Source organism: Winogradskyella aurantia, assembly GCF_002266855.1.
Taxonomy (GTDB): domain Bacteria; phylum Bacteroidota; class Bacteroidia; order Flavobacteriales; family Flavobacteriaceae; genus Winogradskyella; species Winogradskyella aurantia.
The window spans coordinates 106,120-129,703 of record NZ_NGJN01000007.1 but is presented as its reverse complement, the minus strand read 5'-3'; the positions used below and the strand labels follow the sequence as shown (position 1 = coordinate 129,703).

At 37.1% G+C, this 23,584-nt stretch carries 20 protein-coding genes; 10 read left to right on the top strand and 10 right to left on the bottom strand.

Features of this window, described 5'->3' with window-relative positions; all coding sequences use genetic code 11:
• The first annotated feature begins 3 nt into the window (after positions 1-3).
• From CA834_RS12915 to CA834_RS12890, 6 genes are all read left to right on the top strand, one after another.
• A complete protein-coding gene (locus tag CA834_RS12915; protein WP_094969133.1) occupies positions 4-1,302 on the top strand; it encodes a glycosyl hydrolase family 17 protein in 1,299 nt (432 codons plus the stop codon).
• A gap of 56 nt (positions 1,303-1,358) precedes the next feature.
• On the top strand, positions 1,359-2,807 hold the full coding sequence (locus tag CA834_RS12910) for a glycoside hydrolase family 30 protein (protein ID WP_394346598.1): 1,449 nt from the start codon (positions 1,359-1,361) through the stop codon (positions 2,805-2,807).
• A gap of 11 nt (positions 2,808-2,818) precedes the next feature.
• Positions 2,819-4,249: an MFS transporter gene (locus CA834_RS12905; RefSeq protein WP_094969131.1), complete on the top strand. Its 1,431-nt coding sequence runs from the start codon at positions 2,819-2,821 to the stop codon at positions 4,247-4,249.
• Between the two features lie 169 nt (positions 4,250-4,418).
• A complete protein-coding gene (locus tag CA834_RS12900; protein ID WP_094969130.1) occupies positions 4,419-5,336 on the top strand; it encodes a glycoside hydrolase family 17 protein in 918 nt (305 codons plus the stop codon).
• Between the two features lie 130 nt (positions 5,337-5,466).
• The gene (locus CA834_RS12895; protein WP_094969129.1) at positions 5,467-6,894 is read left to right on the top strand and encodes a T9SS type A sorting domain-containing protein; all 1,428 of its coding nucleotides are present in this window, start codon (positions 5,467-5,469) and stop codon (positions 6,892-6,894) included.
• 75 nt (positions 6,895-6,969) lie between these two features.
• On the top strand, positions 6,970-7,971 hold the full coding sequence (locus tag CA834_RS12890; protein ID WP_094969128.1) for a LacI family DNA-binding transcriptional regulator: 1,002 nt from the start codon (positions 6,970-6,972) through the stop codon (positions 7,969-7,971).
• 52 nt (positions 7,972-8,023) lie between these two features.
• On the opposite strand, the gene CA834_RS12885 is transcribed toward CA834_RS12890, so the two are convergent.
• Both CA834_RS12885 and CA834_RS12880 read right to left on the bottom strand, forming a co-directional pair.
• Positions 8,024-8,404: a hypothetical protein gene (locus CA834_RS12885; protein WP_206186879.1), complete on the bottom strand. Its 381-nt coding sequence runs from the start codon at positions 8,402-8,404 to the stop codon at positions 8,024-8,026.
• Positions 8,405-8,494: 90 nt separating this feature from the next.
• Entirely contained in the window at positions 8,495-9,733 is a 1,239-nt protein-coding gene (locus CA834_RS12880) for a 3-deoxy-D-manno-octulosonic acid transferase (protein WP_094969127.1), read from the bottom strand.
• A gap of 119 nt (positions 9,734-9,852) precedes the next feature.
• Here CA834_RS12880 and CA834_RS12875 point away from each other — a divergent pair, with 119 nt between their 5' ends.
• The 3 genes from CA834_RS12875 to CA834_RS12865 all read left to right on the top strand — a co-directional run bounded on the left by CA834_RS12875 (position 9,853) and on the right by CA834_RS12865 (position 12,348).
• Positions 9,853-11,007, top strand: coding sequence for a DegT/DnrJ/EryC1/StrS family aminotransferase (locus CA834_RS12875; protein WP_094969126.1), 1,155 nt, complete (start codon positions 9,853-9,855; stop codon positions 11,005-11,007).
• Complete coding sequence (gene galE / locus CA834_RS12870; RefSeq protein WP_094969125.1) at positions 11,008-12,030, top strand: UDP-glucose 4-epimerase GalE; 1,023 nt, start codon at positions 11,008-11,010, stop codon at positions 12,028-12,030.
• A 126-nt stretch (positions 12,031-12,156) separates the two neighbouring features.
• Entirely contained in the window at positions 12,157-12,348 is a 192-nt protein-coding gene (locus CA834_RS12865; RefSeq protein WP_094969124.1) for a hypothetical protein, read from the top strand.
• On the opposite strand, the gene lspA is transcribed toward CA834_RS12865, so the two are convergent.
• From lspA to CA834_RS12840, 5 genes are all read right to left on the bottom strand, one after another.
• Positions 12,345-12,854 (bottom strand): signal peptidase II, encoded by a 510-nt coding sequence (gene lspA / locus CA834_RS12860; protein WP_094969186.1) that lies wholly within the window; start codon positions 12,852-12,854, stop codon positions 12,345-12,347. The two genes, CA834_RS12865 and lspA, sit on opposite strands and share 4 nt — an antisense overlap.
• Before the next feature lie 11 nt (positions 12,855-12,865).
• Entirely contained in the window at positions 12,866-13,759 is an 894-nt protein-coding gene (fabD, locus tag CA834_RS12855; protein WP_094969123.1) for an ACP S-malonyltransferase, read from the bottom strand.
• A gap of 128 nt (positions 13,760-13,887) precedes the next feature.
• Entirely contained in the window at positions 13,888-17,466 is a 3,579-nt protein-coding gene (locus CA834_RS12850) for a M1 family aminopeptidase (RefSeq protein WP_094969122.1), read from the bottom strand.
• A 21-nt stretch (positions 17,467-17,487) separates the two neighbouring features.
• Entirely contained in the window at positions 17,488-18,372 is an 885-nt protein-coding gene (locus tag CA834_RS12845; protein WP_094969185.1) for an ABC transporter ATP-binding protein, read from the bottom strand.
• Between the two features lie 169 nt (positions 18,373-18,541).
• Positions 18,542-19,474, bottom strand: a complete 933-nt coding sequence (locus CA834_RS12840; protein WP_094969121.1) for a dihydrofolate reductase — start codon at positions 19,472-19,474, stop codon at positions 18,542-18,544.
• 285 nt (positions 19,475-19,759) lie between these two features.
• Between CA834_RS12840 and CA834_RS12835 the strand changes: the two genes are divergently transcribed.
• Positions 19,760-20,062, top strand: a complete 303-nt coding sequence (locus CA834_RS12835) for an isoamylase early set domain-containing protein (protein WP_094969120.1) — start codon at positions 19,760-19,762, stop codon at positions 20,060-20,062.
• A 52-nt stretch (positions 20,063-20,114) separates the two neighbouring features.
• On the opposite strand, the gene CA834_RS12830 is transcribed toward CA834_RS12835, so the two are convergent.
• The 3 genes from CA834_RS12830 to CA834_RS12820 all read right to left on the bottom strand — a co-directional run bounded on the left by CA834_RS12830 (position 20,115) and on the right by CA834_RS12820 (position 23,499).
• Entirely contained in the window at positions 20,115-20,939 is an 825-nt protein-coding gene (locus tag CA834_RS12830) for a thymidylate synthase (protein WP_094969119.1), read from the bottom strand.
• Between the two features lie 232 nt (positions 20,940-21,171).
• Entirely contained in the window at positions 21,172-22,869 is a 1,698-nt protein-coding gene (locus CA834_RS12825) for a nucleoside transporter C-terminal domain-containing protein (RefSeq protein ID WP_094969118.1), read from the bottom strand.
• 15 nt (positions 22,870-22,884) lie between these two features.
• Positions 22,885-23,499, bottom strand: coding sequence for a bifunctional nuclease family protein (locus CA834_RS12820; RefSeq protein WP_094969117.1), 615 nt, complete (start codon positions 23,497-23,499; stop codon positions 22,885-22,887).
• Positions 23,500-23,584: the final 85 nt, after the last annotated feature.

Below are 23,584 nucleotides of genomic sequence, written 5' to 3'. Positions count from 1 at the left end.
ATTATGACATTGAAGACAACTATTTTTTTTACAGCTATTATTTCAATTTTCATGTTGTCATGTAATCAAAATTCAAAAGCTAAAAATGAAATAATGGAGAGCAAGCAATTGACTGCAAAAGATATTTTGGGGAATCCAGAATATTTAGCAATGTCCTATGGAGGGTATAGATATGCCGATCATAGTATTGAGCCAACATTAGACGAACTTAAAGACGACATGAAATTGTTAGCTGCAATGGGCGTCAAAATTATTCGCACCTATAAATTGACCAAACCACAGGCTTCCAATTTAGTAAAGGTGATTAGTGATTTAAAGAAGGACGATCCCAATTTTGAAATGTATGTGATGTTAGGGGTATGGATAGACTGCAAAAATGCGTTTAACTGGGAAAACGGTGAGCCCAATCATAACGAAGAGAGCGAAGAGAATGCCTTAGAAATTGAAAGAGCTGTGGCACTTACTAATAAGTATCCAGATGTCATAAAAATAATTGCTGTTGGAAATGAGGCTATGGTTAAATGGGCCACTAGTTATTACGTGCAACCAGGTATCATCTTAAAGTGGGTGAATTACCTGCAAGATTTAAAAAAAGAAGCAAAGTTGCCTCAAGATTTATGGATTACGAGTTCCGATAATTTCGCCTCTTGGGGAGGTGGTGGCGAGGAATACCATGTAGAAGATTTAAATAAATTAATAGAAGCTGTAGACTTCATATCCATGCATACCTATCCAATGCATGACACACATTACCAACCAGAATTTTGGGAAAAACCTTTTGCTAAAGAAGACATGACGGATATAGAGAAAATAGATGCCTCTATGCTAAGAGCAAAAGAATATGCTATAGGTCAATACGAAAGTGTTAAAAAGTACATGGAAAGTCTGGGCGTAAATAAACCAATACACATTGGGGAAACAGGCTGGGCAAGTTTATCAACAGGGCAATATGGACCTGAAGGGTCTAAGGCATGCGATGAGTATAAAGAAGCACTTTACTACAAACAAATGCGCGATTGGACCAATGCGGCAGGATTGTCTTGTTTCTATTTTGAAGGTTTTGATGAACCTTGGAAAGGAGGAGATAATTCAGGGAATTCAGAAAAGCACTTTGGATTATTTACTGTTGAAGGAAAGGCTAAATATGCCCTTTGGGATATGGTTGATAAAGGTATTTTTGACGGATTATCCAGAAATGGAAACCCCATTACAAAAACTTACAATGGTGAAAAGGAAGCACTTATGAAAGATGTATTGGTGCCACCAACAGAGAATGAAATTTTAACAGAGCAAGAAGATTAAATATTAAGCAAATGAAGGTTATTCAATATGTTTTGTCTTTTTTTTTAGTCTTTATAATGATGGGTTGTACTCAAAAACAAGATCGTTTAAATGTAGAGGTTTATGAAACTTCTGCAAGTGGTAATAAGTTAACACGCGTAACAGAATTTAAAGATTCAAAGAAAGCATCAACAATCATCTTAAATCCAGCAAAGAAATATCAAACTATAACAGGATTTGGTGGTGCGTTTACAGAAGCGTCAGCGTACTTATTAAATAAGATGGGTGAGGAAAACAGAGCGAAAATAATTGAAGCTTATTTTGGAGAATCTGGTGCTGCGTATTCCTTAACACGCACACATATGAATTCTTGTGATTTTTCATTAGGTCAATATTCTTATGCACCGGTTGAGGGCGATAAAGAATTAGAACATTTTACCATCCAAGAGGATAAAGATGATTTAATACCTTTTATCAAGGATGCTATGGCAGCCTCAAAAGAAGGCTTTAAAATATTTGGTTCCCCATGGACGGCACCACCATGGATGAAAGACAATAATAACTACGTAGGAGGCAAATTACTACCAGAATATTACGATACTTGGGCATTATTTTTCTCAAAATATGTGGATGCCTATAAAGCTGAAGGTATAGATATTTGGGGTTTCACTGTAGAAAATGAACCTCTTGGAAATGGTAATAATTGGGAAAGTATGCATTTCTCGCCAGATGAAATGACCAACTTTGTTATGAGCCATTTAGGCCCTAAGTTGGAAGCGGACGGGAAAGGTGATTTAAAAATTTTAGGCTATGACCAAAATAGAGAACATTTAAAAGAATGGGTAGATTCCCAATTCAAAAATGAAGCCACATCAAAATACTTTGATGGAACGGCCATTCATTGGTATGCCAGTACATTTGATTATTTCCCAGAAGAATTGCAGTATGCTCACAACAAAGCGCCTAACAAACTATTGATTCAGTCAGAGGCATGTGTTGATGCTGAAGTTCCTGTTTGGCAAGATGATGCCTGGTACTGGAAAAAAGAGGCCACAGATTGGGGTTGGGATTGGGCACCTGAAAAAGATAAGCACTTACACCCAAAATATGCACCTGTTAATCGTTATGCAAGAGATATCATTGGATGTTTAAATAATTGGGTAGACGGTTGGGTAGATTGGAACATGGTTTTAGATAAACAAGGAGGTCCAAATTGGTTTAAAAATTGGTGTATAGCTCCTGTTATCGTAGACCCTGATTCAGATGAAGTTTATTTTACTCCTTTATACTTCACCATGGCGCATTTCAGCAAATTCATAAGGCCAGGCGCAGAAGTTATTGGTGTTGAAAACGCGGATAAAGACCTTATGGTTGCGGCTGCTAAAAATCCAGATGGGTCTATAGCAGTAGTGCTTTTTAATGAGGGTGTTGCACCTAAAAATTTCAACTTAAATCTAAAAAATGAGTCAGTAAGTATTACTATAAATGGCCAAGCTATTCAAACGATAATCATACCTACTAATTAAAAACTAAAATTATGTCAAAGATTAAAACCGCTGCAAAAGATAAGGTCCCTTTAGGCCAGAAGGCAGCATTTGGAGCAGGACACCTAGTTCTTAATTTATTGCCAGGAGCCCTAGGGATATTCATGTTCTTCCTTCTTACAGCCTTTGGTATGGACCCAGTTTTAGCAGGTTTGCTAGGTGGACTGCCAAGAATTTTCGATGCGATTACCGACCCTATAATGGGTTTTATATCAGATAACACCAAGTCGAAATGGGGACGTCGGAGACCTTATATTTTTGTAGGAGCTATATTAAGCGGTGTACTATTCGCCCTGTTATGGCAATTAGATGCAGATAACTCCCAGAATTATAATTTTTGGTACTTTCTTATTTTCTCTATGATATTCCTAGTAGGGAATACCATGTTTGCTACACCATTAGTTGGTTTAGGTTACGAAATGACCTCAGACTATAATGAAAGAACTCGATTAATGGCGTTTTCGCAGACCATAGGACAAATCGCATGGATGATTGTGCCGTGGTTTTGGGTACTTATTGCAGATGAAGACTTATTTGCTACACAAGCCATTGGGGTGAGGCAACTTTCAATAATGGTAGGAGCTGTATGTCTTATCCTAGGGGTGCTACCCGCTATCTTTTGTAGAGGAATGGATGCCGCCAATATGGAAAACAGAAAGGAAATCACCTTAAAGTCATTAGGTGCTAATTTAAAGGATCTATTTAAAGGAATTGTTGAAGTCTCTAAGAGCAGGCCTTTTATGAAGTTGTGCGGTGCAACATTTTTAGTCTTTAATGGCTTTCAATTAGTAGCATCTTTCAGTTTCTTTATTATTGTTTATTATATGTTTAACGGCGATTTTGCCGCTGCGGGCAACTGGCCGGCCTGGTTTTCCACTATAACAGCTGTAGTAACAGCTTTTGCGGTTATTCCAATTATATCAAAAATAGCAGATAAATACGGTAAAAGGAATGCCTTTCTTATTTCAACGGCCATTTCAATTATAGGCTATATTTTAAAATGGTGGGGTTTTGATCCTGGTAATCCATGGCTAATGTTTATGCCTATACCGTTTATGGCATTCGGACTTGGAGGTCTATTTACGCTTATGATGAGTATGACAGCCGACGTATGCGATCTTGATGAGTTAGAAAACGGTATGCCGCGAAAGGAAGGCACCTTCGGAGCCATTTACTGGTGGATGGTAAAAATGGGTCAGGCATTAGCTCTTGTTCTGCAAGGCTTTGTCTTAAAACTAGTAGGTTTTATTTCAGATGCGCCAACACAAACTGCAGAGACCATGACTAATTTGCGAATTGCAGATATTGTTATACCTGTACTAACGGCAGGCATAGCTATGTTGGTGATGTGGAAATACAGTTTAAGTGAAGAAAGAGCTCGAGAAATAAAAGCAGAACTTGTTGCGAGAAGAGGTGAATTATAAAGTGCAAAATCGGAGGACAAGCTAATTAATTTCGGTAATCAGCTTTAAAAACGAGTTAAGTTATAAAATTGTATTATTTAACATTCAATTATTCGATAAGAATTAAGGAAACAGTTGCAAATAGGCACCTATATGTTTAAAATTGCAAACATTTAAAATTTAGTTAGCTATGTCTTACAGAAAGGAAAATTTATTAACCGAGGAGTATAAAAAATTCTTAGCTTCTCTGGATGAACATAATCATACCAAAGGACTATCAAGAAATGAGCTCGTAAAGCTTTTTCGTAAAATAGTTAAAGGGGGCATGTCTGGTCTTTGCTTTAGTATGTATGAAGATGGTCAGCAACCCGGTGATAATATCACAGAGGCTCAGGTCATGAGACGAATGAAAATATTAAAACCACACACCAAGTGGATTCGCTCTTTTTCGTGTATTGAAGGTAATGAGTTTGTGCCAAAAGTGGCAAAAGAATTGGGAATTAAGACCCTAGTAGGTGCTTGGATTGGAGATGACAGAGAAAAAAATAGACAAGAACTTGATGCGTTGATAGATTTGGCGAATAAAGGACTAGTCGATATCGCTGCAGTAGGAAACGAAGTATTGTATAGAAATGACATCCCTTTAGAAGAATTAAAAGAACATATTCGTGAAGTTAGAGCTGCTATACCTGCTGAGATTCCAGTAAGTTATGTAGACGCGTATTATGAGTTTTCTGTGCATCCTGATTTAACGGAGCTCTGTGATGTGATACTTACTAATTGTTACCCTTTTTGGGAAAGCTGTCATATAGATTATGCCTTGGCACATATGCAACAAATGTATGGTCAGGTATTACAAGCAGCGAAAGGAAAAAAAGTGATTATTTCTGAAACAGGATGGCCAAGTAAAGGTGAAAATTTAGGAGCGGCTCAACCGTCTGATGAAAACTTTTTGAAGTACTTTATCAATACCCAACTTTGGTGTCAAAAGGCAGATATTGATTGTTTTTACTTCTCTTCTTTTGATGAATCCTGGAAAGTTGGTGATGAAGGTGATGTGGGTGCCTATTGGGGGATTTGGGATAAGGATGAAAAGTTAAAATACTAGAAAACGATTCATAGAAACTTAAATTTTAACGTAAACACCGCTAATGTATAGGTGGTGTAGTGGTGTAGAGCTGCTAGTTCTATGATAAAATCTGTATATTGAGCCAAATATTAATTAAAAACAACAATTTATGAAAAAAATTACTTTATCGATTTTTATGTTTGCGATGACCTTAGTGTCTTTTTCTCAAACAGAAATAGCAATAAATGGCGATTTTGAAACAGGAGATGACACCGGATGGCTATTGTTTCAAAATGGTGGCACTGTGTCAATTGACAATACTATTGCTAATGGTGGTACATGGTCTGGTAAGCTAGAAACTGGTGGTCCAAGTAATCCCGCTTTTAAACAAGAAGCCATTGGTGCTGGTAGTGTGGCTGCAGGAGACGATATAACAGTTTCCTTTGACCATATAGGGACGGTTGTACCCCCTGGAGGCGTGTTTAATGTATTGTTATTTGGTGAGGGTGCCGGCGGCGCCTCATTTACTCATGTATTCAATCCTGCCCCATCATTATCTGGCACTTGGACAACATTTAGTGGTACCTATACTATTGCTCCTGGTACTGATGTAAGTAACGGTGTCTCAGTTCTCATCGAAGCAGTTTGTGGTGGTGATGCTGGTTGTAGTGTTTCTGCAAATATCGACAATGTTTCAATCATAGTCGATGCTGCAACATCAACATGTGATGATGGAATCCAAAATGGTCAAGAAACTGGTGTAGACTGCGGTGGACCTGATTGTCCAGCATGTCCTCCTCCAGCAGGTCCAACGACAGATGCTCCTGAGATTGGGTCAACAGGAACAGATTTATACGTGTATAGTGGTCTTCCTGGGTCTACAGTAACAAATTTTAATTTTAATGCATTTTCTGGTGGTGCTACCATTACAGAAGTTGACATTGAGGGGAACGGTAATAATGCTGGACGTATTGATGGTTCAGGATTCTTTTTCTATGGGGCACAATGGGATCCGGTAGATTTAGTTGCTGGGGGATACCAGTTCGTTCATTTGAACTACTATGCTACCACTACTACTGAATTCAATTTCTTCTTGATTGATGCAACTGCTGGAATAGGTGGCGGTGATCCAACAGAGCCAAGATTTAGATTTGGCGGAGCAACGCCTGACGCAGCTATTGTGACAAATTCATGGCAAAGCGTCTTTATTCCATTACAGCATTTCTTAGACTTTATGCCGGCTAATGCAAATTATGATTTGAATGACATATTCCAATGGAAATTTGATGGTAATGGAGAAGTATTCTTCGATAATATTTTCTTTAGTACTACAAACACCCTAAGTGCTGATAGTTTCGAGTTGACTGATTTCAGCGTGGCTCCGAATCCAACATCAGACAGATGGGTAATTAAAACGTCTAATGATCAGAATTTAAGTACGGTTGTAGTGTTTGATATTCTAGGAAAAGAAGTCATTAGAATTGCACCGAACTCAAGTGAGGTTGAAATTAACGCCTCAGATTTAAGAGATGGAATCTACTTGGCAAAGTTAACTTCTGCCAATGGCACTAGAACGGTTAAATTAGTTAAAAACTAAAACCGCATTTTAGCATAAGTTTATAAAAGGGTGTATTTTTAATACGCCCTTTTTTTTGATATAAATTAAATTGATATGACCACCCTCAAGGAATTAGCCAAGTTATTAAACATCTCCGTATCAACGGTATCAAAGGCCTTAAATGACAGTCATGAAATCAGTGAGCAGACAAAGAAACGCGTTAATGAGTTAGCGGCTAAACTCAATTACAAACCCAACAGAATAGCCCAACAACTTAAAACCAATAAAACTAAAACTATTGGCGTTATTTTGCCTACGGTTACTAATCCTTTTTTTGCTGAGGTATTACATGGCATTGAAACAGCCGCTACAAAACATGATTATGATATACTAGTCTGTCTTTCAGATGAGCTGCTTTCTAAGGAAAAGCGTAGTCTAGAATTGTTGTCTAACGGGAGTGTCGATGGATTCATTATCGCTGTGGCCCGCGAAAGTCAAGTACGGTCTGAGTTTAAGCATTTTGCAAGAGTATTGGAAAATAGAATCCCAATCTTGTTATTTGACCGTGTTATACAGGATATAGAGTGTGATAAGGTTATTGTTAATGATTTTCAATCCGTGTACGAAGCTACAAAGTTTCTTATTGAAAAAGAGGAGAGATCTAATATTCTATTGATAAGCAATATAGAGGAGTTAAGCGTTGGCAAACTGCGAATTAAAGGCTACAATAAAGTTATTGAAGAGCATGGCTTGCAAAGTAATGTCCTGAAGTTGGGAAATGTTGAAAATGTAGAAGAAGAGGTCTTTAGATATTTAAATGATCATCCAAAAATTGATGCCGTAATTTCAATAGATCATATCACAGGTATTGTTGCTATAAATATGGCCAAGAAGTTAGGGCGTTTAGTACCGGAAGATTTGTCTGTGATTGGGTTCGGCTATGATAAAACACCAATGCTTTCTAGTCCTAGAATCTCCATTATACACCAAAAGGCATTTGATATTGGGCAACAATCCATGAAAACTCTTTTGGATAGCTTTAAAAGTGAAGACCACCAATTTATGACTTTAGTTATTCCAAGTGAATTAAAGTTGGAAGAATCAACAGTAAACTAAATAAAAAAAGCCCGGCTTACACCAGGCTTTATCTTCAAAGAAACTAGAGTTCTTAGTTTTCTTTCATTTGGTCAACAGCATCATTACCAGCTTTTTTAGCATCTTCCATTGCTTTCTGGCCAGCTTCTGTTGCCTTATCTACAGCGTCATTCGCGGCATCTTTAACATCATTAGCCATATCCTCAGCACCTTCTTTAACGCTGTCTACAGCGTCATTAGCCGCGTCGGTGGCGCTATCCACAGCGTCTTCTGCCGCTTCTGCAGCGTCCTTGGTAGCATCTTCTACGGCGTCAGCAGCATCTTCAGTGGCTTCTTCTGCAGCGTTTGTAGCTTCCTCAACAGCGTCTTCGGTTTTTTCTTTTGTTTCTCTACAAGATGTAAATGATAATCCTAGTACAGCTATCATTGCTAAACTTAATACAATTCTTTTCATTCTAATAGTTTTAGTGTTAATTGTTAAAATATGAAAATACTAACTCAATGAAAATTTTAAATTTTCAGTATTTCTAGATTTTCAGCTGTGTTATATACGGATATAATCAACGATTTGGACTACGGCGCCCCTATTTTTTGCAATAAAATCGCTATTGATAGCCCCTTGTTTCCTGAGTTTTGGCTTATTTGAAAGTAATTCAGAGATGGCAAACTCAAACTCAACTGCACTAGCTACTGATGTAATCCCACCGAGTTTAACAAGTGATTTAGCCTCTGGAAATTTATCGTAGTTTTTGCCTATTATGACAGGAATGCCAAATACTGCAGGTTCTAGAACATTATGTAGACCTGTAGTTCCTGCGGCACCGCCAACATATGCAATTTGGGCATAGCTATAAACCTTATTCAAATAGCCAATAGTATCTAAAATAAATACTTTAGCTTTTGCTAGTTTTTCATCCTCATGCCTATCAGAGTAACTGATAGTACTATCATTTAATTGTGATTTAATCGCGGTAATATAGTTCGCCTTTAGGTCATGGGGCGCAATTATGAATTTTAAATTCTCATCGTTATTACGATTAATGAAGTTCATAAAAAGTGCGTCATCTTTAGGCCAAGTACTGCCAAACACAATGCAGGTTTTCCCATCAATAAAATTTTCGATAAACCTTACGGCATTATCTTGGTTGAGCTGACTTAGCACGCGATCAAAACGTGTATCGCCCGAAATGGTAGTTTTATGGTAATTAATTTGTTGAAGTAAGGTTTTCGAATTTTCATCCTGCACAAAAATATGGTCAAAAGCAGTGAGTGCAGCCCGCATTAAAGAGCCATACCATTTAAAGAAACTTTGGTTCTCTCTAAATACTGCCGATATCAAAATAGCCTTAAGCCGTCTTTTTTTCATTTCAAGAAGAAAATTTGGCCAAATTTCGTACTTCACAAATATGATATAATCTGGATGAACCAGGTCTAAAAAGCGGTTGGCATTAGCTTTTGTGTCTAACGGCAGATATACAACCGTATCTGCCAAATCAGTATTTTTTCTTACTTCATATCCAGAAGGGGAGAAAAAGGAGAGGACTATTTTGTAATTGGGATATTTTGTCTTTAGGGCTTTAAACACTGGTAGGCCTTGCTCATATTCTCCCAAGGAGGCGCAATGAAACCAAAATACCTTATCAGAGGGTTTTACGGAATCTGCAAGTCTTATGAAGGTTTGTTTACGTCCTACTACTCCAATTTTTAATTTACGGTTAAATAGCGCTAAAACCTTTATAATAGAGCTGGCCAAATAAATTCCTATGGAATAGAATAGTCTCAAACTTTTGATTTATGCTAAAATACATTTCTTTCAATTAATTGCATTGGCATAGCCGTTACAATTTTGTATTTTCGCTTAGGACCTAACCGGAACGATTTACTAATAATATAATCTTCAGAATGAAAAAAATTCAAATGGTTGACCTACAAGGTCAATATTCTAAAATAAAAGACATTGTTGACCCTTCAATTCAAGAGGTGGTAGACAATGCAGCCTTTATAAATGGGCCTAAGGTTCATCAGTTTCAAAAAAATCTTGAAGATTATCTAGATGTAAAACATGTTATTCCTTGTGCTAACGGTACAGACGCATTGCAGATTGCGATGATGGGACTTGGCTTAGAGCAAGGTGATGAGGTCATTACCGCGGATTTTACATTTGCTGCTACTGTAGAGGTAATCGCACTTCTAAAATTAACACCTGTTTTAGTAGACGTAGACCCAATTACATTTAATATAGACGTGGATGCGGTCAAAAAAGCCATTACTCCAAAAACAAAGGCCATTGTGCCCGTTCATCTTTTTGGCTTGGCAGCCAATATGGACGAAATAATGGAATTGGCAAAAGCACATAACTTATATGTCATTGAGGATAATGCACAGGGGATAGGCGCTAATTATACCCATAAAGATGGCTCAAAGACTAAGACCGGAGTTATTGGTCACGTGGCCTCTACTTCATTTTTTCCATCCAAAAACCTTGGCTGTTATGGTGATGGAGGTGCTATTTTTACTAATGATGATGATTTGGCACACACTATTAGAGGTATTGTAAATCATGGGATGTACAAGCGTTACCACCATGATGTGGTGGGTGTAAATTCTAGACTTGATGCTATACAAGCAGCTGTATTGGACGCTAAGCTCCCCCACTTGGATAGCTATAATAATGCAAGACGAGATGCAGCGCGAAAATACAATGAGGCTTTTAAGAATCACCCTAAAATTACTACACCTAGTGGCTTATCACAATGCGATGGGATTTGTGATACTTGTGACTGCCACGTGTTTCACCAATACACGTTAAATTTAAATGATGTCGATAGAGATGCCTTGGTAGACCATTTAAATGAAAAAGGAATTCCATGTGGTGTTTATTACCCCATTCCATTGCACAAACAAAAGGCTTATAAAGACAGTCGGTACAACGAAGACGATTTTAAGGTGACCAATGCCCTCATTGATTCAGTGATATCATTGCCCATGCACACAGAGTTGGATGATGAACAAATAGCATATATTACCACTACAGTTCTTAACTTTATTAATTCTTAAATGAAAATATTAGTAACAGGAGGTTTAGGTTATATCGGCTCTCACACGGCTGTAGAATTACAAAATGAAGGGTACGACGTCCTTATTATTGATAACCTCAGTAACTCATCGATAGAAGTTTTAGATGGGATTCAAGCTATAACCGGAAAGCGACCTCATTTTGAAAAGTTAGATTTAAAGCATAAACAAGATGTACGGGGTGTTTTTAAAAAACATCCAGATATAGCGGGCATCATTCATTTTGCGGCGAGTAAAGCTGTTGGGGAAAGTGTACAAAACCCCTTGATGTATTATGAAAATAATATAAATACCTTGGTATACATCTTGCAAGAACTGGAGGGGTTAAACCAAAAGAACTTTATTTTTAGTTCGTCTTGTACGGTTTACGGTCAAGCCGATAAATTACCCATTACCGAAGATGCTCCAGTTAAACCTGCGGAGTCACCATATGGAAACACTAAGCAAATAGGCGAAGAGATTATTGGAGATACTTGTAAGGTGAATTCTAATTTAAAATGTGTAGCCCTTCGGTATTTTAATCCTATAGGTGCACATCATAGTGCCCGAATTGGCGAGCTGCCCATAGGCATTCCACAGAACTTAGTACCATATATTACACAAACGGCGATAGGTCTCCGAGAGCAGCTATCTGTTTTTGGTGGTGATTACCCAACACCAGATGGAACCTGTATAAGAGATTATATACATGTCGTGGATTTGGCAAAAGCTCATGTTGTTGCCCTTCAACGGCTGATTGAAAACAAGAACCAATCAAATTTTGAAATCTTTAATTTAGGTACAGGAAAAGGAAGCTCTGTACTTGAGGCCATACAATCCTTTGAAAAGGTTACTGGAGAAAAACTTAATTATAAAATTGTTGAAAGGCGCGAAGGCGATATTACTGCGGCCTATGCCGAGACTTCAAAAGCGGAAAAAATTCTAGGGTGGAAAACAGAATTATCACTAGATGATGCTATGTCCTCGGCTTGGAAGTGGGAGCAACGTATTAGGAATAAAATTTAACCAAACAAGAGTCTTTCACGTTGATAATCTGTGGATTATATTTTTGATTAACAATAATTTAACACTCCATACTTGTCATTTAATGTGCATCTTTGTTCTTTTGTAGTTAATGCAAACGGAATTACAATGAAATTGATACAGATTAAAAGGCAAACACGCACTGAAAAGCGATTTTCTCCAAAAATGGGTAAATTATATACAAATGTTACCTATATCAAAAAACATTTCCTGACTATTCCTGTTAAGACCCTCCATAAGTATCGTGAAACGTATTATGGTGAAGTTAAGGATTGTAAAGATTGCCAAATTGCCCGTTAAGAAGGCATTGAGGCTTCATTAGACTTTTTCTTTCTGTTATTAAATAGTCCAGCTAAAAGTAGTAGGACCATACCTGTGGTTACAGAAAGGTCTGCAAAGTTGAATATGCCTGTTTTAAAGACTCCACCAAGGTTTATAAAAAAGAAGTCGGTAACCTCACCTCTGGTTATCCGGTCAAACACGTTTGCAATGCCACCACCAGCGATACAACTAAAAGCGATAAGGCTAGTACGGTCTAAATCTTTGTTCGTGATAATATAGTAAACTACATACCCAAGAACCACAACAGGCAGGATAAGTAGAAATATAAGTTTAAGGGAATCGTTCATATCGCTTCCCATACCTAAAAAAGCACCCTTGTTTTCAACATATTGCATAATGAATTTATCCCCAATTAAAGATTTAATTTCACCATATTCAAAATTGGCACGAACTAGTACTTTTGAGATTTGATCAACGGCTATGTTGACAACGATAAGCAGGACAATAAATAAATTTCTATTCAATTGGAGCAATTTTAGGCATTAAGTTCAAATACAGCAGAAGATACCTCTGCCTCTCTATATATCTTTTTAACAAGGCCTTGCAGAACTTTTCCAGGGCCAACTTCAATGAAATGTGTTGCACCATCTTCAACCATTTGCTGCACAGACTGTGTCCATCTTACGGGTGCCGTTAATTGCGAAATTAAATTGGCTTTAATCTCATTTTCGTCTGTAACTGCTGAAGCTGTAACATTCTGATAGATAGGACAGCTTGGTGCATTGAATGAGGTGTTTTCAATAGCATTTGCCAACTCTTCTTTGGCAGGTTCCATTAAAGGTGAATGAAATGCACCACCTACAGGTAAGACCAAAGCCCGTCTTGCGCCTTCTTCCTTCAGGGTTTCACAAGCTTTGTTAACAGCGTCAATTTCTCCAGAGATAACCAGTTGTCCAGGGCAATTATAATTAGCGGCAACTACAACTCCTTCGGTCATAGCGCAAACTTTTTCAACAATATCATCATCTAATCCTAAAACAGCGGCCATAGTGCTTGGTTGTAGTTCGCATGCTTTTTGCATGGCCAGAGCGCGTTGGGATACTAACTTTAAACCGTCCTCAAAGTTAAGTCCGCTCGTCGCAACTAGGGCTGAAAATTCACCGAGTGAATGACCCGCGACCATATCTGCCTTAAAGTTATGACCCAAAGTTTTGGCTAGTATAACCGAATGTAAAAAGATAGCTGGTTGAGTAACTTTAGTTTGTTTTAGGTCTTCCGCTGAACCCTCAAACATAATATCTGTAATAGAAAACCCTAAAATATCATTGGCCTTTTCAAAGAGCTCTTTGGCCAAATCGGATTTTTCATATAAATCTAACCCCATTCCCGGGAACTGGGCACCTTGGCCAGGAAAAATATATGCCTTCATTTCATCTAATTATATGCTGCAAAAATAGTAATTAAAATAACAATCTCTTGTGTTACGTTTTTAACTGAAACGAGAACGGCTCTTCAAAATTTATTGAGAAGAGCCGTTTTCTAAAAAGTATGATTAAATTATTCTAAACTTAAACTTTTTATGTTATCACTATAAACACGGTCAATTAGTACATGTCTCGGGTCTACGGCAGCTTTTACTGGGAGTTTGTCTAGTTCTAAGGTTATAGACATGGTTTCATTGTTAAACTTGAGACGCTGTTCTTTATAGAGTTCTTCTTCTTCGTCGTCTAGGAAAAATCCAACATCAATCCAATCGTTAATGGCTACCTTGGTTTCGTTACCTAAACTATCGGATTTGATTTTAGAACTTTCTATCTCTAAGGTAACCTCATATTTGCCATTAGACAACTCTTTGTACTTGGCTTCTTTTAAGCGATTGTCGTAAAGGGTGATTTCCTTAAACCAATCGTCAATTAAATAGTTCAACGAATCAGGTACATGAGGTTCTAAATGTCTTAAGAAATCCAGAGATGTAGGATATGGTGGTTTTTTGTAACGATATTCTTCTAAGAAAGATTTCATAGCAGTATTCACTTTGTCCTCACCAATATAGTCTTGTAATGCATAGAGAATTACGCTTCCTTTACCATAATGAATATAGCCCTGGTTTTCTACCTTATAAAGTGGTAATTCCTTTAAGCGTTCACCACTGCGACCTCGTAGGTAGCGATCGTGATTATATTTTAGGAATTCACGCATTTTCATTGGGTTGTCTGTAATACTCTTCATGGTCATAAGTGAGGAATATTCAGAAAAGCTTTCACTTAACATGGTACTACCTTGCATATTTACACCAATAAGCTGATGTGCCCACCATTGATGTCCCATCTCGTGCGCAATAACAGCATCCACAATATTATTTTCGGTTTCATCTTCCAAATTAATAACAAAACCTATGGCTTCAGAATAAGGCATTGTGCCTGGAAAGGCTTGAGCAAACGAACCGTACCTAGGGAACTCAATAATTCTACATTGCTTGTGGTAATAAGGTCCAAAATTCTCAGTATAGTATTTAAGCGAGCGTTCTACGGCATCGAGCATCATTTCTATATTTTGTGGATGCTTTTTATCGTAATATACTTCAATATTTATACCGTTCCATTGCCGTGTAGCTATTTCATAATCAGCGGACATAAAGGAATAAAAATCTAAAGAGGGTGTATCCGTTTTGTATTTGTAATAGCGTCTACCATTATCTTCCCATTTATTTTGAAGTGAGCCTGGCGCAATGGCTATCTGGTCATCACTTGTTGAAATTACCGTCTCTACATTAATGAAGTCCGATTGGCCATTATTGATATAGTTTCTATAATGCAATTCAGAGATGTCACCAGATAATTCAGGAGTACGTTCTTTTGGTTCTAGTCCATATTTTTTGCGGGTGTTCTTATCAGATAGTTCAAAATTTTCGTTGTAGCCCATCGTCGGTAGAATAAATCCATTATTAATAAACGTACCGTTATTCACAACACTTGTGTTACCAGTACCATTGCTGAACCCTTTGGTGATGTATTTATTGTCTAATTTAATTCTTGTTGTTTCGCCGGGTTGCAAGGGTGGGTCTAACTCATAGATAGTCAAGAGGTAAGTGCCATCGGTAAAAACAGGTTTAGCATTGGGAATTTTCAATTCCGTCTCCCAATCTTCGCTGAAATAAAAGTGTAAGGAATCAATAGGGACATTGGATTCATTGGTTAATGCAATATCCGCTTTGACGTGAATATTTCGGTCTTCTGGAAAAATATCAATAAAATATTTAGCATCTGTAACTTTTGGAGAGATAATATCCTTGTATTTTCCGTAGGTTTTTTCGTAATCTGCAGCAAGTTGTTCTAAGGTATCACTAGATTTGTAAGGATTTAAGATTTGTGTATTGTAATACACAAATGCAGCTACACCCAACCATATGAATGTAGTTACTATCAATACAGCCTTATAGCTTTTAGGCACTTCTTGTTTGGCTTTTTTGACTCTGCTCATAAACGACCGATGTACACCTCTGTTCCATAAAGCACCAGCTAACATGAGCCCAATTAACGCTACTAAAATCCAATAGAAATTAAACCAAAGTGCACTTTTTACACCAGGTCCGAAGCTATTCATGTCTGAATAGAATAGGGATGGACTACTACCAATGTCTAACATGTTGGTGCTGATATCTAGAATACTTAAAATGATTTCCCAAACAAATAGAACCAGTACAGAGATGAAGTACCCTATGTATTTATTTTTAGATAAGACTTGAATAGTTATCATAATTCCACCATAAATAATATAGAGAGGGAGATTGCCGTAAAAGAAATCGAGTAAGTAAACGTCAAGCTCAATTCTGGTGAATCCATGGAGAAGCTGATACAATACGCCTATAAGTATAAAAAAGAGGTTTAATATGGTTGTGATACATACAAGAGATAAGGTTTTAGCCGCTAGGGAAATAAAAGAAATATGTGGTGTGGCATCAATGACCTCATTAATGTTGTAATCGCGGTCACGCCAGATTAATTCACCACTAAAGAAGATGAGAATAATGACTGTAAAGAGAATGGTATTGCCCGTAATGGAATCGATAAGTTTATAGGTCAAGGGATAGGATTGCAATCCAAAGTATTCAAAACCACCGCTCAATTCTGCAACAAGAATGATTATACAAAATAAGAACAATATCTTAAACGTAACACTTTTAACAATACTCAAAAAATTGGTGTAAAAAAAGCTCTTAAACTGTTGCCAGTTGGTATTAGAGTTAAAACTCGGATGGAGCTGAGGTAAGCTGAATGTTCCTATTTTCGAGTCTTTCTGCGCTTTTTGTTTTTTGATTGTTTTATTTTTTTGTTTAAAGGAAAAGCTGAAATAGGAAATGAGTAAAACAATTAATCCAAAGGCTGACCATATCAATCTATTTTGAAATAACAGACCATCAAAACCTGGACTAATCGTATTCTTCTCAGCAGGTGTAAAGTATTTGGTTTCTATAGAATAGGTGTTGATGCCGAATATATCAGTTAAAGCACCCACAGTTTCATTGTCAATATCCGAGATTAAGGAGCCAGAAACGATATAGGCAACAATAATTAAAAGACCACCCACAAAGGATATAATGGTACTTCGCCATTTATTGGCCATAGCATAAATGACGGCTCCAGCCAAAAACATATTTGGTAAGATGAATAGCAAGTAGTTGTTTAAAAAGGTTTCAAAGTAAAATGGGCCAAAGCGGGAAGGATCGATCCATTCAAAAATAGAATTCATCCAAGTGCCAATGAGCATACCTATAAAAACCCCAACTAGAGGTAAAGTGGCTACTACAAGAGCGCCAAAAAAGCGACCAAAGAAATAGCCTGGTTTGCTTAGCGGTGTTGTAAAAAGGATTTCGTTGAATTCATTGTTAAAGTCGCGCAAGGCGGCATTATTGAAAAAAGCAACTGCCATGATAAGGCTGAAAATACAGAAGATGCTAATGTGAATCGTCAAGGTATAGGGTGAATTTCGATACACATTACCAATAGCGCCACCAATGATGACATTGTCGCTAACCGTAGCAAAAAACTCCATTAACCCTAGCACAAACATGAAAATATACACCATGGGTTGTTTAAGTGTATATTTTAATTCTGATAAAAAGAATGTTTTAAACATGATAAGAACGATTAGAAATGATTAAACAAGGACACTGTTGGTATTTATTTTAGAAAAGAAGACATCCTCTAAATTGGGTGTCACCTGTTTAAAGCCATTCTGTGGGTGCTCGTCACTATAAACATGTATTAAAGGTTGTCCGCCAACCATTTTATTTGAAATGATCTTATAATCACTCGCATATTGTTCTAATTCACTACGATCTACCATTTTCTGGTATACTTTTGAGTTCAGCTCTTCAATAGCATCTGACGGAGAGCCATGGTAAACGATTTGGCCAAAATTCATTATGGCCATTTTTGTACATAATTCCCTAACATCATCTACAATATGAGTAGAAAGAATTACAATAACGTCCTTGCCAACATCAGCCAAGAGATTGTAAAATCGATTACGCTCACCCGGGTCTAATCCCGCAGTAGGTTCGTCAACAATAATTAATTTCGGGTTACCAATAAGAGCTTGGGCAATACCAACCCTTTGCTTCATACCGCCAGAAAACCCTTTAACGGATTTGTTGCGCTTGTCATATAAATTTACCTTGTTGAGTAAATAATTAACAAGTTCCTTGCGTTCAGAAGAATTACTAATGCCTTTGAGTATAGCTAAATGCGACAGTAATTGTTCTGCCGTGATACGTGGATACACCCCAAATTCCTGAGGTAAATACCCTAAGACCTTTCTGAGTTCTGCGGGTTGATTTAAAATATCAATATCATCTAAGGTAGCAGTACCAGAGTCGGCCTCTTGCAGTGTAGCCAAGGTTCGCATCAAGGTGGATTTTCCAGCGCCATTTGGGCCAAGCAGACCAAACATGCCATTTTCAAGTTCTAGAGTTACGTTGTCTAAGGCTTTAACCCCATTGGAGTAGGTTTTAGATAGATTATTGATTTTTAATATACCCATTGGATTGGTTTTAAATTTAGTTTCAAGTAAGACGAGCAAATATGAATTGTGTTACAAGTATTTGAAATTCCTTGCAAATATTGCATCTATTTACATAGACGCCAAAACAAGAAAAAAGGTTGCCTCACGTGGGTAAGTTCTTTTGGAATTCTATGCTTAAAAAATGATATTACTTTCTTACATAAGTAATGAAGGAAAATGAATGTTTGTGATGGTCATCAGCCTGGTGGGTAATATGTTCAACTTCTTCCCATTCCTCTTCATTTATCTCCGGAAAAAAAGTATCTGCATCTTCAAAAGAAGCGTGTACCCTGGTTATTTCAAGCTTATCGGCCAATGGCATAGCTTGTTTGTAGATTTCGCCTCCGCCTATGATGTAGGGCTGTTTGTCATGTCTGGCAGCGTCAATAGCATCAGCTAATGAATTTACAATCAACACACCATCTGGTACTTGGTAGTCGCTCTGTCTGGTAATGACAATATGAGTTCTGTTAGGAAGTGGTTTTGGAAAGCTTTCAAAGGTTTTGCGTCCCATGATAATATAATGTCCACTTGTGAGTTTCTTGAATCGCTTTAGATCGTCACTTAGATGCCATATAAGGTCATTATCTTTTCCAATCGCATTATTTTCGCCCACAGCGACTATAATGGTTAAGCCTTTAGACTTTTTTTTTTCAATTAAGTCCATATCCGCTTTTTTCTCACTTATAGCCTGTGATTGAGCAATTTTAGATTCTTCCTTTAAGAAATTGGCCTTTAATTCATCTATACGCTGTTGCTGTTGCCCCACCAATTTATCGAGTTGTACTTTTTCCCAGTCCTTTCCCATAAATTTATTGGTTATGAAAACATTGATGAAATGGTATATAAAGAGAAACAACCAGATTAAGATAGCATATACAAACCAATTGATGCCCGCAATCGTAAAATCTTTACCAATACCAAGCACGGTGTTCGCAATAATTAAAAAAATAGCACCAATTAGAAAGAGTACAAAATGCACATACAAGCGCTTTTTTTGTTTAATGCGTTTTTGTGCATATTTAATGAGCTCTAGTTGCTCTTTATCTATATGTGAGACACGTTTCTTTTTACCAAACATAAACCAATAATTATGGTATAAAGATACTTTTTTTTAACTAAAACGTTATCGTGCCTAAATATGTAAACGACTATCTAAATTCCGAAAACGATATCGCTGAAAATCAGAAGAAAAGCTTTAAAAATAAGCCTGATAATCTAGTAATTTTTAGACTTAAATATTACGAAGTTTATCAAAAAGCTAAGTCTATTTTACCAAAATGATAATTCTTTGTTTTTAAAAGAATTAAAGTAGAGTTATTATTTATTTCTTGTATAATTTTGTCCCATAATTAAATCGATTATTATGGCAATTACAAAACAATACTTAAAAAGCAAGCCAGTTTGTAAAGTAACATTTACAGTACCGGCTGAGGAGGCTAAAAAAGTAGCGGTGGTTGGAAGCTTTAACGAATGGAATACCAAGAAAGCAGTACAACTAAAAAAATTAAAGAACGGAAACTTTAAAGGGACTGTTGATTTAGAAAAAGACAATTCTTATGAGTTTAGATATTTAGTTGATGGCAAGACTTATGCCAACGACGAGCAGGCAGATTCTTATGCATGGAACGACTATGCAGCTGCGGAAAACTGTATTCTAAATTTATAGAAAACATTAAAGCTATTAATCTACAAAGGCCTTCAATTTATGAAGGCTTTTTTTATACCGCTACAGCACCTTTTATATGTGGATGCGGATTGTAATCTACTAGCGTGAAGTCTTCAAAAGTAAAATCGAAAATATCCTTTACCTCTGGATTTAAAATCATTTTTGGTAAAGGTCTAATATCTCTCGACAATTGAAGATCTAATTGTTCTAGGTGATTGCTATAGATATGGGCATCTCCAAACGTATGGATGAATTCCCCTGGTTGGTAGCCGCAGACCTGTGCCATCATCAAGGTCAATAAGGCATAACTTGCAATATTAAAAGGGACGCCCAAAAATATATCCGCACTGCGTTGATACAACTGACAGGATAATTTTCCATCGGCCACATAAAATTGAAAGAAAGCATGACATGGTGGTAGAGCTGCTTTACCATTGGCCACGTTCTCAGAAAAGGATTTCGAAGTGTCTGGTAATACCGAAGGGTTCCAAGCTGAAACTAACATTCTTCGACTATTAGGATTGGACTTTAAGGTGTCGATGACTTGTTTAATTTGGTCGATATCTTCGCTATTCCAATTGCGCCACTGATGACCATATACGGGTCCTAAGTCGCCGTGGTCATCCGCCCACTCATTCCAAATGCGAACACCATTATCAGTTAGGTATTTTATATTCGTATCTCCATGTAAAAACCACAACAGTTCGTGAATAATAGATTTGAGATGTAGTTTTTTAGTAGTGACCATGGGAAATCCTTCACTCAAATCAAACCGCATTTGATAGCCAAAAACACTTTTTGTTCCAGTTCCTGTTCTATCGCCTTTTTCGTTACCGTGTTCTAATACGTGCTTTACTAAATCGTGGTATTGTTTCATATGTATTTTCAGCAAAAAAGGGAATCACACCCTCATTGATTGAACTTTAATTTATTGAATAAATAAATAGGAGAATTATTAAATCGAACTTAAAAAAGTATTGGCTATTATCCTATCACATCAATACAGCGAAAATAAAAAAAAGCGACAAGATTTGATATTTGATAGAGCTTGATATGCTAGAAAGTTATTAACTATGTTTAATAAGAGCGCTGTTAGCCCAGCGATTGGGTTATCCAATAATCATACCTGCAATAGTTGCGGACAACAGTGAGGCAAGAGTTCCTCCTATTAAAGCACGAAGACCAAACTCTGATAAGGTCTTTCGCTGTCCAGGAGCGAGAGAACCAATACCACCGATTTGAATTCCGATGGATGCGAAATTAGCAAAACCACAAAGCATATAAGTGGCCATAATTATGGATTTTTGATATTTTAAGTGAATCGGGCTCGCTATATTTTTCAACTCTGATAATTGAATGTAACCAACAAATTCGCTGGCTGCTAATTTAATACCAATGAGTTGCCCCATTAAGGTCATGTCTTCTTGGGCTACACCAATTAACCACATTAAAGGGGCAAAAAGGTAACCCAATACAAGCTCTAGGGAAAATCTGTCATAGGCGGTATGTGCAGCAATCCATGTATTGATTGTCGTGACATCACCTACCCAACCAAGGATGCCATTTATCATAGCGATAAAAGCCAAGAAGACAAGGAGCATCGCTCCTACATTTACCGCTAATTTTAATCCTTCGGTTGTACCATTGGCTATCGCATCTAAAATATTTGAGCCAATGACGTCTTTACTTACTTCAACATTTTCGTCAATGGGTTGTTGTTGTGGATATAATATTTTTGAAATAACAATAGCGCCAGGAGCCGCCATTACAGAAGCCGTAAGTAAATGCTTGGCATAAAAAACCCTTAAGGCCTCATCTGCCCCACCTAAAAAGCCTATGTAGGCAGCCAATACGCCACCAGCAACGGTAGCCATACCACCAATCATTACCAGTAGGATTTCTGACTTCGTCATTTTTTCCAAATAGGCTTTAATCATCAATGGAGATTCCGTTTGCCCTAAGAAAATGTTACCCGCCACGCTTAAACTCTCTGCGCCAGATATTTTCAGCAGTTTGGTTAAAAGCCAGGCCATCCCTTTTACGACTTTTTGTATAATACCAAGATAAAAAAGTACTGAGGTGAGCGCTGAAAAGAAAATTATAGTGGGTAAAATGGAAACGGCAAACGTGGTGAGCGCATCGTCTATCTCGTTGGTGCTAAATGCTGCAAAAAGAAATTTTGTGCCAGCCATAGTAAAGTCCAAAATATCTATAAACCGTTTTCCAATCCATTCAAAACTCGCCTGAACAAATGGGATTTTTAAGACACTTATGGCCAGTATCAACTGGGCTAAAAGACCAAAACCAACCGTTCTCCAGTTAATGGCTTTTCTGTTTTTACTTAAAATGAGGGCTAACAGTAATAAAACCAACATCCCAATAGCACCCCGCATTAAACTTTGTATTGAAAAGCCTTGGCTAGGAATGATAGTATTGTCAACTTGAATAACCTTCTGAAAAGGTTTGAATCTATAGGCAACACCGTTTTCCTTGAAAACTAACGTTGAATCTGTCAATTCTGTTATCCTGTAATGTCTTATGGTGTCCGTAGGTTGGCTGTAATAAAAAACTAAAAGATTATTTTGATAGAGATAATCACCGCGAGCCTTTAAATTATTCTTCGCTTTTAGTGAATAATGAAATGAACCATTTGTTAAGCTTAGGGTGTCAGTTTTGGATAGGTTTAAGAGTGTTTGTCCCTTGGTATCTTCAATATTTTCAAACTGCCAAGTTTTTTCAAGATCCTGTGCTACTATTGTAGAAATTCCAAATAAGACAGTGATTAGGACCCTGAATATGTGAATCATAAAGGTAAGTGTTAATTAACGCTTAGAAATTTCATCCCTAATTTTTGCTGCTTTTTCATAGTCTTCGCTATTCACAGCCTCCTCCAATAGACTATTGAGCTCCTCTAAGGTCTTTTCCTTATAGCTTTCCTGTTCCATAGTTTTGGATTCTATCTCTTCAGCTATCAGGTCATCAACAAGGATACTGTCTTGTTCATTTTCATCTTTTCTTGGATTTACCTTAAGATAGATGCCGGCCTTATCTAATATATTTTTGTATGTAAATATTGGAGCTTGAAAACGAAGCGCTAAGGCAATGGCGTCACTTGTTCTTGCATCAATGATTTCTTCGATTTTATCTCGTTCGCAAATTAAGCTTGAATAAAATACACCATCTACCAGCTTGTGAATGATTACTTGCTTTACAACTATATCAAATCGATCGGCAAAATTCTTAAATAAATCGTGCGTTAAGGGTCTTGGAGGGCGAATTTCCTTTTCCAGAGCTATGGCTATGGATTGTGCTTCAAAGGCACCGATAACTATCGGTAATTTGCGATCACCATCCACCTCATTTAGGATTAGAGCGTATGCGCCATTTTGGGTTTGGCTATAAGAAATACCCTTGATATTTAATTTAACTAGGCTCATAAAATTTCAAACACAAAGAACTGTTTAAATTTGGACATTACCAACTGCTTGGGGCAGATTTGGATATTTTTCCCAATACTTTCGA

Coding starts and splice junctions, on each gene's coding strand:
- CA834_RS12865 (WP_094969124.1), top strand. CDS start 12,157: ATGAAATTGATACAGATTAAAAGGCAAACACGCACTGAAAAGCGATTT.
- CA834_RS12875 (WP_094969126.1), top strand. CDS start 9,853: ATGAAAAAAATTCAAATGGTTGACCTACAAGGTCAATATTCTAAAATA.
- galE (WP_094969125.1), top strand. CDS start 11,008: ATGAAAATATTAGTAACAGGAGGTTTAGGTTATATCGGCTCTCACACG.
- CA834_RS12910 (WP_394346598.1), top strand. CDS start 1,359: ATGATGGGTTGTACTCAAAAACAAGATCGTTTAAATGTAGAGGTTTAT.
- CA834_RS12905 (WP_094969131.1), top strand. CDS start 2,819: ATGTCAAAGATTAAAACCGCTGCAAAAGATAAGGTCCCTTTAGGCCAG.
- fabD (WP_094969123.1), bottom strand. CDS start 13,759: ATGAAGGCATATATTTTTCCTGGCCAAGGTGCCCAGTTCCCGGGAATG.
- CA834_RS12835 (WP_094969120.1), top strand. CDS start 19,760: ATGGCAATTACAAAACAATACTTAAAAAGCAAGCCAGTTTGTAAAGTA.
- CA834_RS12915 (WP_094969133.1), top strand. CDS start 4: ATGACATTGAAGACAACTATTTTTTTTACAGCTATTATTTCAATTTTC.
- CA834_RS12850 (WP_094969122.1), bottom strand. CDS start 17,466: ATGTTTAAAACATTCTTTTTATCAGAATTAAAATATACACTTAAACAA.
- CA834_RS12830 (WP_094969119.1), bottom strand. CDS start 20,939: ATGAAACAATACCACGATTTAGTAAAGCACGTATTAGAACACGGTAAC.
- CA834_RS12890 (WP_094969128.1), top strand. CDS start 6,970: ATGACCACCCTCAAGGAATTAGCCAAGTTATTAAACATCTCCGTATCA.
- CA834_RS12820 (WP_094969117.1), bottom strand. CDS start 23,499: ATGAGCCTAGTTAAATTAAATATCAAGGGTATTTCTTATAGCCAAACC.
- CA834_RS12885 (WP_206186879.1), bottom strand. CDS start 8,404: ATGAAAAGAATTGTATTAAGTTTAGCAATGATAGCTGTACTAGGATTA.
- CA834_RS12840 (WP_094969121.1), bottom strand. CDS start 19,474: ATGTTTGGTAAAAAGAAACGTGTCTCACATATAGATAAAGAGCAACTA.
- CA834_RS12825 (WP_094969118.1), bottom strand. CDS start 22,869: ATGATTCACATATTCAGGGTCCTAATCACTGTCTTATTTGGAATTTCT.
- CA834_RS12845 (WP_094969185.1), bottom strand. CDS start 18,372: ATGGGTATATTAAAAATCAATAATCTATCTAAAACCTACTCCAATGGG.
- CA834_RS12895 (WP_094969129.1), top strand. CDS start 5,467: ATGAAAAAAATTACTTTATCGATTTTTATGTTTGCGATGACCTTAGTG.
- CA834_RS12900 (WP_094969130.1), top strand. CDS start 4,419: ATGTCTTACAGAAAGGAAAATTTATTAACCGAGGAGTATAAAAAATTC.